The 13,488-nt window shown below is 29.9% G+C and carries 12 protein-coding genes and 1 pseudogene; 11 read left to right on the forward strand and 2 right to left on the reverse strand.

Features of this window, described 5'->3' with window-relative positions:
* Positions 1 to 7 precede the first annotated feature (7 nt).
* From WNY78_RS08370 to WNY78_RS08410, 9 genes are all read left to right on the forward strand, one after another.
* Entirely contained in the window at positions 8 to 583 is a 576-nt protein-coding gene (locus tag WNY78_RS08370) for a hypothetical protein (protein ID WP_342872750.1), read from the forward strand.
* 38 nt (positions 584 to 621) lie between these two features.
* Positions 622 to 1,443, forward strand: coding sequence for a GNAT family N-acetyltransferase (locus WNY78_RS08375; RefSeq protein WP_342872751.1), 822 nt, complete (start codon positions 622 to 624; stop codon positions 1,441 to 1,443).
* Positions 1,444 to 1,636: 193 nt separating this feature from the next.
* Positions 1,637 to 2,767, forward strand: a complete 1,131-nt coding sequence (locus WNY78_RS08380; RefSeq protein WP_342872752.1) for a serine hydrolase domain-containing protein — start codon at positions 1,637 to 1,639, stop codon at positions 2,765 to 2,767.
* A 66-nt stretch (positions 2,768 to 2,833) separates the two neighbouring features.
* Positions 2,834 to 3,064, forward strand: a complete 231-nt coding sequence (locus WNY78_RS08385; protein ID WP_342872753.1) for a tetratricopeptide repeat protein — start codon at positions 2,834 to 2,836, stop codon at positions 3,062 to 3,064.
* Positions 3,065 to 3,281: 217 nt separating this feature from the next.
* Positions 3,282 to 4,136, forward strand: coding sequence for a type II CAAX endopeptidase family protein (locus tag WNY78_RS08390; protein WP_342872754.1), 855 nt, complete (start codon positions 3,282 to 3,284; stop codon positions 4,134 to 4,136).
* A 317-nt stretch (positions 4,137 to 4,453) separates the two neighbouring features.
* Positions 4,454 to 5,479, forward strand: a complete 1,026-nt coding sequence (locus WNY78_RS08395) for a histidine kinase (RefSeq protein WP_342872755.1) — start codon at positions 4,454 to 4,456, stop codon at positions 5,477 to 5,479.
* Positions 5,466 to 6,188 (forward strand): LytTR family DNA-binding domain-containing protein, encoded by a 723-nt coding sequence (locus tag WNY78_RS08400; protein WP_342872756.1) that lies wholly within the window; start codon positions 5,466 to 5,468, stop codon positions 6,186 to 6,188. Before WNY78_RS08395 ends, WNY78_RS08400 begins: the two co-directional genes overlap by 14 nt.
* A gap of 119 nt (positions 6,189 to 6,307) precedes the next feature.
* Positions 6,308 to 6,928 (forward strand): hypothetical protein, encoded by a 621-nt coding sequence (locus WNY78_RS08405; protein WP_342872757.1) that lies wholly within the window; start codon positions 6,308 to 6,310, stop codon positions 6,926 to 6,928.
* 32 nt (positions 6,929 to 6,960) lie between these two features.
* Positions 6,961 to 9,177, forward strand: coding sequence for a CocE/NonD family hydrolase (locus WNY78_RS08410; protein ID WP_342872758.1), 2,217 nt, complete (start codon positions 6,961 to 6,963; stop codon positions 9,175 to 9,177).
* A gap of 99 nt (positions 9,178 to 9,276) precedes the next feature.
* Here the strand turns inward: WNY78_RS08410 and WNY78_RS08415 are convergent, their stop codons facing one another.
* The gene (locus WNY78_RS08415; RefSeq protein WP_100818301.1) at positions 9,277 to 10,365 is read right to left on the reverse strand and encodes a serine hydrolase domain-containing protein; all 1,089 of its coding nucleotides are present in this window, start codon (positions 10,363 to 10,365) and stop codon (positions 9,277 to 9,279) included.
* A 230-nt stretch (positions 10,366 to 10,595) separates the two neighbouring features.
* Here WNY78_RS08415 and WNY78_RS08420 point away from each other — a divergent pair, with 230 nt between their 5' ends.
* Both WNY78_RS08420 and WNY78_RS08425 read left to right on the forward strand, forming a co-directional pair.
* Positions 10,596 to 11,549 (forward strand): histidine kinase, encoded by a 954-nt coding sequence (locus WNY78_RS08420; protein ID WP_342872759.1) that lies wholly within the window; start codon positions 10,596 to 10,598, stop codon positions 11,547 to 11,549.
* Positions 11,546 to 12,244: a LytTR family DNA-binding domain-containing protein gene (locus WNY78_RS08425; RefSeq protein WP_342872760.1), complete on the forward strand. Its 699-nt coding sequence runs from the start codon at positions 11,546 to 11,548 to the stop codon at positions 12,242 to 12,244. Before WNY78_RS08420 ends, WNY78_RS08425 begins: the two co-directional genes overlap by 4 nt.
* 137 nt (positions 12,245 to 12,381) lie before the next feature.
* Here the strand turns inward: WNY78_RS08425 and WNY78_RS08430 are convergent.
* A pseudogene (locus WNY78_RS08430) lies at positions 12,382 to 13,204 on the reverse strand (IS110 family transposase); the annotation flags it as partial.
* Positions 13,205 to 13,488 lie beyond the last annotated feature (284 nt).

Here is a 13,488-nt window from a genome sequence, read left to right on the forward strand (position 1 = left end):
GAAAAAAATGAAACGATTATTAAAATTCATAGAAAAGAATATTTCGGGCAAAAAGGTTTTAGGACTTTTTATCTTGACCAATCTTGTTTACACCTTTATGCTGACTGTTACAATTCCCAAAACAATGGAATTCTCTAACGGAATGGAATTATTGGATATGATGCCCACAGGATATGATTTGAATTATGTCAATGAATTATTCACTTCGCTTGGAGAAAATGGACGTTTGACGTATCTCACCAATCAAATACCTGTTGATATGATTTACCCACTGCTATTCGGACTTTCTTACTGTCTGCTTTTGGGTTATTTCTTAAAAAAATTGAACAAATTAAATTCCCCATATATTTATCTCTGCGTAATACCGATAATTGCTGGAATTGCAGATTATTTGGAAAATATCGGGATTATCACAATGCTTAAAAACTATCCCGAATTGAATGAGACTGCAGTTTATACAACTAATATATTTTCAGTTATAAAAAGCATTTCAACAAGTATATTTTTTATTGTATTAATAGTAATCTTAATAACACTTGGAATTAAAGTATTAAACAGAAAAAAAAGTGCTAACACCGTATAACATTGGCTACAATTTAAGAACGAATAACTGACAAAATTTTGATAGTAAAAAATTTAGAGAAAATTGAATTTGATATAATTGTTGATTGCTTTTTAAAGTCTTTTGAAAATTATTATGTTAAGCTACCAACAGACAAAAACTATTATAAAAATAGATGGAGATTAGCAAAAGTTGATTATGCCTTGTCCTATGGAATGTTTGATGACGAAAAATTAGTTGGGTTTATAATTAACGCCATAGATAAACGAAATGGAGAAAAAATAGCCTTTAATACCGGAACAGGTGTACTTCCAGAATATAGAGGGAGAAGAATAGTTAAATCGATTTACGATTTTGCTATACCAGATTTAAAAATAAATGGAGTTACAAAATGTTCATTAGAGGTAATCATTGAAAATACTAAAGCAATAAAATCTTATCAAAGTATTGGATTCGAAATTTGTAAAACATTTAATTGCTTCAGTGGAGAAATTAAATTAATCTCAAATGCTAAAATTGAGATGAATAAAGTTGACTATAATACTTTTGATTGGGGAAAATTACCTAATCAAAATTTATATTCTTGGGATTTTAACTTAGAAGTAATTAAAAACGGAGATTACGAATACTACCAAATTACAAAGGATAATTTTCTTGAGTCTTTTTTTGTTGTAAACCCCAAAAATGAATATTTAGCGCAATTTGAGATTTTAAAAGAAAGTGATGGCTGTTGGAATAGATTATTTAAAGGGATAAAAGAAGTATCAAACTCAATAAAAATAATAAATGTTGATACAAGATTAAACGAGAAAATAAATTACATCAGTTCAATTGGATTATCGAATACTGTTAATCAATATGAAATGGAAATGAATATATAAACTGTAGCCAACACCGTGCATAATTAATGGCTATTTAGAGGGTACTTACGAAAATCCTTACGGATTTTATATTCGGTTTTTATTTGCTAAATTAAGTGCTTAAACACGCAACGAATCTTATACAATCACATTGCCATTAATTAAAAACTGAAACAGTTTAATTAATTTATAGTCTTTCAGTAAAATTTCAAAAATGAATAGAATAAAAACTCTCTTTTTTCTGACATCAATAATCTTTTTCACAAACTGTCAAAATAAAAACAATCCGACGGTAAAGTATTTGTCTGAAACAACAATAAACCAAATAGACACATTGATGGAGGTGTCATATAAACGTGGATTGTTCAATGGGAACATCCTTGTGGCACAGAACAATAATATTATATATCAAAATGAATTTGGATATTCAGATGCCTCTAGATCAAAAAAACTTAGTAGAAACTCAATATTTAACATTGGTTCTATAGCAAAAGAATTCAACGCTGTTGCGATAATGATTTTAAATGAAAGAGGGTTACTTAATCTAGATGATAAAATCTCAAATTTTGAATTGCAATTACCAGAATGGTCAAATACCATTAGTATTAGGCATCTACTTCAATATACTAGTGGACTGCCAAGAATCAACTGGAACAATATTAAAAATGACCAAGATATCTATAATGATATAAAGAATATTAAACGTCTAAATTTTGAACCTGGTACAGATTACTTGTACAGCAACAATAATGTTTTTCTACAAAGAAGAATTGTTGAACAAGTATCTGGAATGAGTTTTAATGATTTCATTCAAAAAAACCTACTTATTCCTGGCGGTATGACAAATGCTATGATTGACGCGGATATTCAAAACCCTGAATTAGTAACCGCATTTAATAATGCTTTTGTAAATGATAGAGCAATGGATATCGAATTCTCTGGTTGGGTAAACCCTAGTGCAAATGATATGTATAAATGGATAATCAACTTACATTCAGGACAGTTTATATCTAATAAATCGTTAATTACTTTATTTGATTCGCATTCTAAGGAGAGTTCTTCTGCTTTAGGAATTGGGGTCATTGAGAATGACACTTTGCTAATTCATCAACATCATGGATCATCTTTCAATTATGAATCTTTTATCCATTATAATGTGAAAGAAGAATTATCAATCGTTTTAATGACAAATAATAAAAACCGCAAGCTTCGAGAAATAACTGATGCAGTCGAAAATATTTTAAAAGGCAATTCCTTTTCAATACCACAGAAGTCTATTTATTTCGCAATTAGAGAAAAATGTTATGATAATGCTAATGAGGGAATTGAGCTTTATAAAAACTAAAAAAAACAAAATTTTTCTGAATATAATTTTTCGGATGAAAATGAATTAAATCAACTTGGCTATGATTTGATTAAGAAAGGTCAAATAGAAGAAGCTATTAGCATTTTTACATTACTTATCTCAGAATTCCCAAATTCATCAAATGCATTTGATAGTATGGGCGAAAGTTATTTCTTAAATGACCAATTTGAATTATCAAAAATAAGCTATCAAAAATCTTTAGAACGCAATCCTGAAAATACAAATGCAGAAGAAATGATAAACAGAATTGAAAAAATAAATGTAAAAACAAACTAATAGCAACAACGTATAAAATTATTTGCTTGTATTAGCCAATTTACGAAAGTCCTCGCTGACTTTTGCTGCGCACAGTTCGCAAAGCTCGTGTCTATCTGTGATTTATTTGTTAAATCAGGTGCTTAACACATATTGAATCTTATACAATCACATTAGGCGCAATGTAACAAAACTACGGACTCATCGTCTTCCATTAACAACCAATCAGAAAATTAAAATGCAAGAAAATTTAACAGAACAAAAAAAAACTTGGAATACGATCTTTCTATTTCTCGCTCTCGTATTTGCGCTTACTTCACCTTTCCATTATGCCATAGTTAATTTATATCCATCACGAATATATGTTGGAGCAATCATGTGGTGTCCTGCAATTGCCGCATTTATTACCTTAAAAATAAAAGGGCGTAAAATTTCATCTTTAAATTGGAATTGGGGAAATTGGAAATATATCCGATGGTCTTATTTCATTCCTGCCTTATATGGGGTAATCACTTATATACTAGTCTGGAGTTTCGGATTTGGAAGTTTAGCCAATGAAGAAGTCATTATAGACTGGGGAGAAGAACTTGGTTTGTTTGGAATAGGAACATTAAATCCAACGGCAATAACAATAATAGCCATTATTTTAATAGGTACTGTAGAAGTAATAAGAGCCTCAGCAACAACTTTAGGAGAAGAAATTGGGTGGAGAGGTTTTTTTATCTATGAATTGAGAAAGGTACTTTCCTTTACTGGTGTATCTATTTTTAGTGGATTTATTTGGGCTGCTTGGCACTGGCCGCTGCTTGTTTACTATAGTAATAATGTATTATTGGAATTTATAACATTCTTCATCGTAATTATTTCTATGTCTTTTATTATGACATATTACACATTTAAATCTAAAAGTCTATGGCCAGCAGTAATTTTTCACGCCGTAAGCAATGTATATATTCAAAAAATATTACCTGAATTAACCATAAAAAATGAAGGAACGGAACATTGGCTTGGCGAAAACGGAATTATGTTTGCAATTGTGACTTGCGTTTTTGGAATTTACTTTTGGAGAAAAGCAATTAAAGAAAAATTATAACTAAAAAACACAGCGGCTAACAAAGATAGATAAAAAAATTAGGCAATCCTCTACTGAGACTATCATGAAGAAAGACAATATTTAAGTCATGAATTCTCTTGTCTTCAATCTGTATTTTTTTTTAGCAATTAATCCAAGCCTTAAATATTCCATAGCCTAAATTCTTAAAATTAATAACAAACGCTTATCGCTTCTTATTCGCGCTCATGTATTTCTTTTTTCTATTTTTAAAGAAAATACGTTGCTTTGTTATTCATATGAGTTTAAGTTATACCAAGAAAATATCAAAAACCCGTTTGTATTGGCTTTGCCAATTGATGGGCTGGTGCTTGGTGTCAACTTATTGGGCATACACCGTATATACTAGAGATAATTATGGAATTTTCTATACATTTTTAAATTATGTTTTAGATGTGGCAATTGGAATTTTCTTAACACATGTGTACAGAATATATGCATTAAAAGCTAACTGGAGTCAATTGCCAATTAAAAAGTTACTTATTCGTGTTATTCCAAGTATACTTTTGTTAGCGCTTCTATACGTGTTAATAAACAACTTAAAATGGTATACGTATTGGACTCTTATTGCAGGCGAGGATAAAAATTTCTTTGAAGCCATCATGTACTGGGATCCAATTTTACTTACAGGACTTCGACTAATGTCTATCTGGATATTGGCGTATCACTTGTATCATTACTATCAAAAAGAAGTGGTTACGGCAAGAGAGAATGCTCAACTTTCCTTAATCGCAAAACAAGCCCAGTTAGATAATTTATCAGCGCAATTGAATCCACATTTCTTATTCAACTCATTAAATTCGATTAAATCACTAGTCATCGAAAACCCTAACGTTGCAAGAAGAGCTATTGATTTATTATCAGATTTGCTGAGATCATCCTTATATGAAAAAGACAAAGATCTCATTCCTATTAAAAATGAATTGGCTTTAGTTTATGATTATATTGAATTAGAAAAGATGCGTTTTGAAGAACGACTGCAACTCAAAACGAATATTGAAGAAGGCCTTGGTCAATATAAGATTCCCACCTTAAGTATTCAGTTGTTAATCGAAAACGCCATTAAACATGGCATTGATTTAATAGTTGATGGTGGTATTATTTACTTAAAAATTAAAAAGAAGGATAGCCATATTCATATTACAGTTGAGAATCCTGGAATAATTAATCAAAATAAAAGTGTTGGATTAGGTCTCGAAAATTTAAAAAAACGCTTAGAAATTGAATATAAAGGTAAGGCTGTTTTTAGTTTAACAGCGACTGAAAATAACCATGTCTGCGCAGAACTAATAATTCCAATGCATATAAACGATGAAAAGATATAAAACCATAATCATTGATGATGAACGTTTAGCGAGAGAAGAAGTAAAACGTGCACTAGAAAAACATAAAGAGTTTGAAATTATAGCTGAAGCTAGTCATGTAGATGAAGCCATAACTTTAATTGAAGACTTACAACCAGACCTATTGTTTTTAGATATTCATATGCCTGGGAAATCTGGGTTTGATTTACTGGAAGAATTAACAAATGTACCAGACGTCGTTTTTACAACGGCCTATGATCAATATGCTGTAAAAGCTTTTGAGATGAACGCTTTAGACTATTTGGTAAAACCTTTAAGAGATGAACGTTTTTCTAAAACTATTGAAAAGGTAAAGGAAGAACTTTCTAATAGGGTAAAATTAGAACCTACAACATTACCGATGCATCAAAAGATATTTATAAAAGATGGTGAAAAATGTCATTTTATTCCACTAACAGATATTTATTTTATTGAATCTATAGAAAATTATGCACGTCTTTATTTTGGTTCGGATAAAGCAATGATAAAGCGTTCTTTAAATTTATTAGCAGAAAAATTAGACCCTAAAGTCTTTTTCCGTGTGAATCGAAGTCAAATGATTAACATACATTACATCAAAGAGATTCACCCATACTTCAATAATAAATTACTAATTATATTAACCACTGGTGAAAAAGTAGAAGTATCTAGCAGGCAGTCCGTTAAGTTTAAAAACTGGAATAGTTTATAAAGAGAAAATCGCTAAGTTTTCTAACGTTCATTGACTTTTTATTACGCTCATGTACTTTTCCTTTTTTGAAAGAAATATACACCTTTACTTTGTACTATAATTAATTTAAAAGTCTTATTATGAAGTATTTAAAAGTAGTATTTAAAACAGTAAAAATAGTATATCTAGTGCTAATTTCAGTGTTGATATCTTGTAATGAAAACACTGTTTCAGTAGCAGAACAACCTATCCTATCCGATTATACCGTTGGAGAACAATGGACTTGGAAATATAAAGGTGTAACCACTGAAGGCGAAGTACGTTCAGAAGGCGAAGATACAAGAGAAATAGTACATATAGCTGATGGTTTAGGTATGGTCATTGCAAAAGATACGATTCCAGTTTCGGACATTGTAAAGCCAGAAGAAGGCGAAACACCAAGATACAAATGGCCTTTAGAGGTTGGTAAAACGTGGCGATATGAAAAAAACTGGACAAGTCAAGATGGTACCACAGGAACACAAAGTCAAGATGCAATAGTATTATCCTATAAAGAAGAAACTGTAGACGCTGGAACCTTTATGGCTTATACCATAGAATACAAGGGAACAGTTTCTAATTCTAGAGGATACAACGCACAAACCGATGAAGTTTGGTTGTATGCACCAGAAATTAAAAACTTTATTAAAATGACGCAAACTCAAGATGGCTTTTTGTACAATGAAGAGTTAATCCAGTACATAGACCCAAATAGGAAATAGTTAGTTTTTTATCAATTTTCAAACGTAAAACAATGAAAAAGTCAGTCCTATTATTATTTCTAATTGCAATTAGCAGCACTTCTTTTGCACAAGAATTACCATTTCAAAAGGTGGTACTATCAGATTCAGTAGCACTTGAAAATCAAATGCAGCAACTGGCAATACACTGTGATACTCAAAACTTATCAGAATTAGATGTATTTAAGGTTCAGTTAATTAGAGGTGATTATAAGGATGCATTACATACCATTCAAAAAAAAATAGAAGAAAAACCTAGAGAAGAAAGCATCTATTTGGATTTATATCGATACTATGTAGAAGCAAAATTGTCCAATAACTTCAACAAAACCTTTAAAGATTCTTATCAAAATTACTTAATAGAATCTAATGATGTTCATGTCATTAATTTAGATAAAACATTAATCCTTAGAGATGGAACTGATTATTTTATTTCTAATTTTAATGATACCTATAAAAATATTACCGCTAACGAAATTTCAAATGTTACAGCTCAAGACTTATTAAAAAAATATTTTTTGAGTACAGTATATGCGTTAACCAGAGACATTTTCTTTGAAGAAATAAAACAAGATCATAAGCGTAGATATGTCATAAATGACAGTATCGTCATTCCTATGAAAGATGGTGCAGAAGTTTCAATTGTATTAGTAGAGCGAAAAGGAAATTCAACAGCTAAAAAATCTGCCATATTAGTGTCCTCTATTTACGCAGGAACCAATGAAGTTGGCGCCATGTTATCAGCATCTAAAGGCTATATAGGCGTTATTGCCAATACAAGAGGAAAGAGATTGAGTAAAAGCGACATAAAACCTCTTGAATATGAACATACTGATGTGTATGAAGTGATTGATTGGATTAGTAAACAATCCTGGTCCAATCAAAAAGTAGCCATGTTTGGAGGTAGTTACAATGGGTTTACACAATGGGCTTCTATGAAACACAACGTGCATCCTGCATTAAAAACCATTGTTCCTATGGTTGCTATTGCACCAGGAATTGATTACCCGATGGAAAATAATGTCCTACACAATTATTCGTATTCCTGGAATTTTTATGTAACCAATAACAAGTTTTTAGATTTTGAGGCTTCAAATGATTTTAAGCGTTGGAATACCTTAAAAAACACCTGGTACAAAACAGGCGTTGCATTTAATAAGTTAGATAGTATAGATGGTCAGATAAATACATTATGGAATACCTATATGCAACATCCTAGTTATGATGAGTATTGGAAAAAAATGATTCCCTATAAACAAGAGTTTGCAAAAATTGACATTCCTATTTTAACCATTACTGGCTATTATGATGACTCACAACGAGGTGCTATGTATTATTACAGTCAACATCATAAATATGCAAAAAATCCAAATCATTATTTGTTAGTAGGACCTTATGATCATTGGACAGCGCAAACAAAACCAGAAGAGAATTTAAGGAATTACAAGCTAGACAAATCTGCCTTAATAAATATTGAAGAGGACATTATTTATCAATGGTTTGATTACGTTTTAAACGGAAAACAAAAGCCTAGTATTTTAAAAGATAAGGTGAATTTTCAGGTCATGGATACAGATACTTGGATGCATAAATCAAGTTTAAATGCGATGATAAATGATACCTTGAATTTTTATTTAAGTGCTACTAGAACAGATGATTTTTATGCTTTAAAATCAAAAGCTAACATTTCTAAGATTGATATGTCAGTTGATTTTAAAGATAGAAAAGGTATGAACAATACTGAATACTATCCTTGGCCTTTAGAAAAAGACAGCATTAACTTAAAAGATGGATTGATTTTTAAATCTGAACCATTAAAAGAAGATTTAATTATAAACGGATCATTTTTTGGAAACCTTGAATTTTCAGTAAATAAAAAAGATGTTGATTATTCTGTAATTGTATATCAATTAACACCAGAAAACAAGTATTTCCATTTAAGCTATTACATTGGTAGAGCTAGTTTTGCTAAAGATAAAGAGCTTAGGAATTTACTTGTTCCAAACAAAAACACAGAAGTCTCTTTTGATAACTCAAAATTAATCAGTAAAAAACTAAAAAAAGGAAGTCGTATTGTAATTGTTGTCAATGTCAATAAAAACAACAATGCACAATTAAATTATGGAACAGGTAAAGATGTAAATATAGAGAATATTAGAGATGCTATAATCCCATTAAAAATTACTTTTACAGGTAACAGTAGTATTTCTTTACCAATTTGGAGAGATTAATTGATGTTTCCTAACCCATTAAAGAAACTACACATGATGACAAAAACAATGAATGCCTTAAAATAAGACATTCACTGCTACAAATATTAAGACATTAAATTAATTACTTCCATGCCATTTTGCCCAATCTTGCAGGTTTCCAAATAAAACGTTTTTTCCATTAGAGCCGTTGGTAAGGATAATAATACCTGATTTTGATTCAAAATCGAGCATAAAACCAGATTGCCATCCTTCATTAGAACCACCATGACCAGATAATGTAAAATCCCCAAAACGATTCATAATCATATAACCCATTCCGTAATTCCCTTTAGATAGTTCGGTAGGTTTTATCAAAAGAGCAATGCTTTCTTCTGACAAAACAGGATTTTTTGAAAATGATGCTTTTGCAAAAAGAATAAGATCATCTATTGTTGTATGCAAACCTGCTGCTGCTTGCGCATTAAAAAGGCGTAATGGGATTTCATTTCCTTCTTCATCATAGGCCTTTGCAGAATTTTTTAAAACCTTTTTACTAATATTAAAACTTGTTTGTTTCATTTTTAAAGGCTTAAAAATATGTTCTTTCATGTAATCCGCAAAAGATTTCCCACTAACGTCTTCAATAACTAATTGCAATATAGAATAACCACCACCTGAATATTTCCATTTGCTTTCTGGTTCCATAACGAGTTCTACTTTCTCATCTAGATTAGTAGTTCCGGATAACGATGCATCAATTGAAGTTAATTCATCTTTAGTTTCATAACCGTTGTAACCATGAACAGACAAACCTGCAGTATGTTGCAATAGATTCCTGATAGTTACTTTATCTGAATCAAATTCACTAGATGGTAATTTCCAATTCAAAAGATATTTTGAAGCTGGAGCATCTAAATTAAGTTTTTGGTCTTCTACCAATTTCATAATTCCCCAAGCTGTAAACATTTTTGATATAGAACCAATATTAAAGCCTGTTTTACTATTTACAATCTCGTTTTCTGATACATCAGAAAACCCATATTCTTTTTTAATAATAACGTCGCCATTTTTAATAATAGCCAATGCCAATCCAGGTACTTTATTGTCTTGCAATGCCTTTGGTGTAGTTTCATTTAAAGTTTTTAATAGTTCTTTCTCAGAACTCGTTTGAGCATTTACAAATAAGGTTGATAATGCGATTGTAATAATTGTAATTAAAGTTTTCATATGTATTTAGTTTTAAATTCGATGTAAACCTAGAGCTGAATATTCGTTAATTAGAACTATTTTGATGAAGCTAGCGTATCAAATGGTAATCAACTCATTATGATATTTAAAGTACCTTTATCATTAAATTTGATACGTTTACAATATGAAAAGAGACGTTCATAAAATAAAAGCTGTAACCTTGAATATGCAATATAGATTTGTGTCAAAATCATAAATAAATTAAAATCATGACACATAAAAAACTTTATAAAGCAGCAGCAGTTCTATCTGTAATCATTATTATTTTGATGCTAATCTTAAGAAACGCTCAAAGCGAAATATTCGCAGTGCTTTCAAGTTCATTGGGTTTAGTAGTCTTTTACACCCTTTTGAATTATCTCTTTCAAACTGAAAAAATAAAATTTGGGACTTCTAACCTTCGATTAAAATATCTCTTTTTAGGAATAAGTATTCCGCTTTTAATATTTGCTATTGATGCTACTACAGATTTAGATGGAGGCTTTCTAAAGAATAGCGTAAGAATTCTTTTAGCAATTGCAGTTGCTTATTTAATTTTCTATTGGACCTACGAATACCGAAAAAGTATTCAAAAACTTAAAAAGGATAAATTAGAAGCCGAATTGATGCTATTAAAAAATCAAATAAATCCTCATTTTTTCTTTAACACACTTAACAATTTGTATGCCTTAATAAAAAAGGATGCTGATGCAGCTCAAGACTATGTCCTAAAATTATCAGATTTAATGCGATTCACTATTTACGATAGCGGAAAGGAAAACGTGCAGTTAAAAGATGAAATAGATTATTTAATAAATTTTATTGATTTACAAACTGCCAGATACCATAAAGACATTGATGTGAATTTTGAAAAATCAATTAAAAATCCAGAAACAAAAGTGGCACCTTTGTTATTCATTATTTTGCTAGAAAATGCTTTTAAACACGGAGTTGAAAAAGCAACTGATAATGCATTTGTTCATATAAAACTTATTGAAGATGATACTAAAATAAGTTTTACTGTCAAAAATAATTATGATGTTGAAGATACTTCAGTAAATGAAGGCATTGGACTGAAAAATTTAAAAGATCGATTAAATTTATTATATCCAAATAGTCATAAACTGTGTAATAGTATGGAAGAAAACATCTATTCAACAACATTAGAAATATATAAGAAATGATAAAATATATAATTGTAGACGATGAGACAGCCTCGCATGATAATATTAAAGATTATGCGAGTAACTTGACCTACCTATCATTCCAAAAAAGTTGTTATAATGCTTTTGAAGCTCTTGACTATTTAAATAAACATTCTATTGACCTTATCTTTTTAGATATTAATATGCCTAAACTTTCTGGTTTAGAGTTTTTAAAAACACTTTCTAATCAGCCAAAGATAATCATTACCACAGCCTATGAAGAATTTGCTTTAGAAGGTTATGAGTTGAATATTGACGATTATTTATTAAAGCCTTTTAATTTTAGTCGTTTTGTAAAATCTGTTAGTAAAGTTTCTGATGCATTGGCTAATAAATCCATATCAATACAAAATTCAGAAAATAATGAAGACGCTAAAATATTTATAAAAGAAGATAAAAAATACTATCAGATTAAGCTTAATGACATTCTATTTATAGAAGCCTATGGAAATTATGTGAAAATTAATATGGTTGACAGAATAATCGTTTCACATCAAACCTTAACATCCTTTACTCATAATTTACCTGAAAATCAATTTATAAGAGTGCATAAATCATTTATTATTTCAATAGATAAAATTGAATTGATTGAAGGCAATAGAATACTTATTCAGGATCACAAAATTCCAATAGGCAAAATGTATAAGCTTAATGTAAATCGATTAATAAAATAAAATTATTTAAAAACGTGCTACAACAAAGAACTGAGTCAAAAAACAAATAAATTCTTCGTTAAATTTCTTCACTATTATATTAAGCTCAAAATGCTATTACTTGGTATTTTGAGCTTTATTTTTCTGTTTAATTCTATTTATTTAGGCAGTACTGAAACATGGGTTTCATCATATACTAATCCTGATTTCACAATAACAAAACTCTATTTTAACAACTTATTAGATACAGTTATTAATGCCAATTTCTTGCTCTTGGCTTTGTTTACAATACGTAGATAAAGTTCTCTGCAGCCTTTTTTATGCTTACATGCTGTAAATGAACATAGAAATAATAGGTTTCTTAACTTTCTATTGCCAACTTTACTAATTCTTGCTCTTCCCCTAACACTAATTCCAGATTCTCTTATAGTTGGTGTGATTCCTACATAACTACAAAGTTGTGAGGCTGTCTCAAACTTTTAAAAACCATCTGTAACTACAATTAAAAATAACGCCGTCTTTACACCTATACCTGAGATACTTTTAAAAGTGTTAATTTCCCTTGCTGTTCTTGCTTTACCAAAGTAAGTAACTTCTCTTCTATCCCCTTTATCTCTTTACCTAAGAACTTTTTTGTCCTTTTCAGAGAACGGTAAGAATATTTTGATGGAATACCTAAGACATCCTCACCGTGAATTTTATTCTTGGTAGCTGTTCGCTTTTTTATCAAACTATCCAACCATCTAAAGAGTTGTAGACATCCACTTTGAACTTCTGTAAGCGCGTTGTATAAGGGAACTTCGTTGATCATACCATAGTTAGAAATTGCTTTTGCATCACTTTTATCCGTTTTTACTTTAGCTAATTTCATTTGTAGAAAACGCTTTATTGATAATGGATTGACAGCAGAAACTAAAATACTTTGTTTATGAAGAACTGAGCTAATCTGTAATGATAGTAACCTGTTGCTTCCATAATTACTTGTAATATGGATAGAATTGTTTACCGCAAAGAACGTTACAAGAAGTACAAAAAGAATATAAAGGCTATTATTTCTGAATCTGAAAATAATATGTTATACCAATTTGTGTTCTAAATGCCGTATTAAAAATTTGAATTATTTTTTATTCAGTTTAGGAATAAAATTTAAGCATAGTAATTGCTATGGTTCCATTTTATGACGACAAATGGGTGAAAAAGAAACTAATTTTATACGGCATTAGAAATGCAAATTGGTATTAGGTACTACTATTAAAGAAATTCAT

The sequence above is a fragment of the Psychroserpens sp. AS72 genome, assembly GCF_038900375.1.
Classification (GTDB): domain Bacteria; phylum Bacteroidota; class Bacteroidia; order Flavobacteriales; family Flavobacteriaceae; genus Psychroserpens.

What these genes read in the sequence shown, in the direction of transcription:
- WNY78_RS08405 (WP_342872757.1), top strand. Translation starts at nt 6,308, where the DNA reads ATGAAGTATTTAAAAGTAGTATTTAAAACAGTAAAAATAGTATATCTA.
- WNY78_RS08370 (WP_342872750.1), top strand. Translation starts at nt 8, where the DNA reads ATGAAACGATTATTAAAATTCATAGAAAAGAATATTTCGGGCAAAAAG.
- WNY78_RS08380 (WP_342872752.1), top strand. Translation starts at nt 1,637, where the DNA reads ATGAATAGAATAAAAACTCTCTTTTTTCTGACATCAATAATCTTTTTC.
- WNY78_RS08425 (WP_342872760.1), top strand. Translation starts at nt 11,546, where the DNA reads ATGATAAAATATATAATTGTAGACGATGAGACAGCCTCGCATGATAAT.
- WNY78_RS08390 (WP_342872754.1), top strand. Translation starts at nt 3,282, where the DNA reads ATGCAAGAAAATTTAACAGAACAAAAAAAAACTTGGAATACGATCTTT.
- WNY78_RS08415 (WP_100818301.1), bottom strand. Translation starts at nt 10,365, where the DNA reads ATGAAAACTTTAATTACAATTATTACAATCGCATTATCAACCTTATTT.
- WNY78_RS08400 (WP_342872756.1), top strand. Translation starts at nt 5,466, where the DNA reads ATGAAAAGATATAAAACCATAATCATTGATGATGAACGTTTAGCGAGA.
- WNY78_RS08420 (WP_342872759.1), top strand. Translation starts at nt 10,596, where the DNA reads ATGACACATAAAAAACTTTATAAAGCAGCAGCAGTTCTATCTGTAATC.
- WNY78_RS08395 (WP_342872755.1), top strand. Translation starts at nt 4,454, where the DNA reads ATGGGCTGGTGCTTGGTGTCAACTTATTGGGCATACACCGTATATACT.
- WNY78_RS08410 (WP_342872758.1), top strand. Translation starts at nt 6,961, where the DNA reads ATGAAAAAGTCAGTCCTATTATTATTTCTAATTGCAATTAGCAGCACT.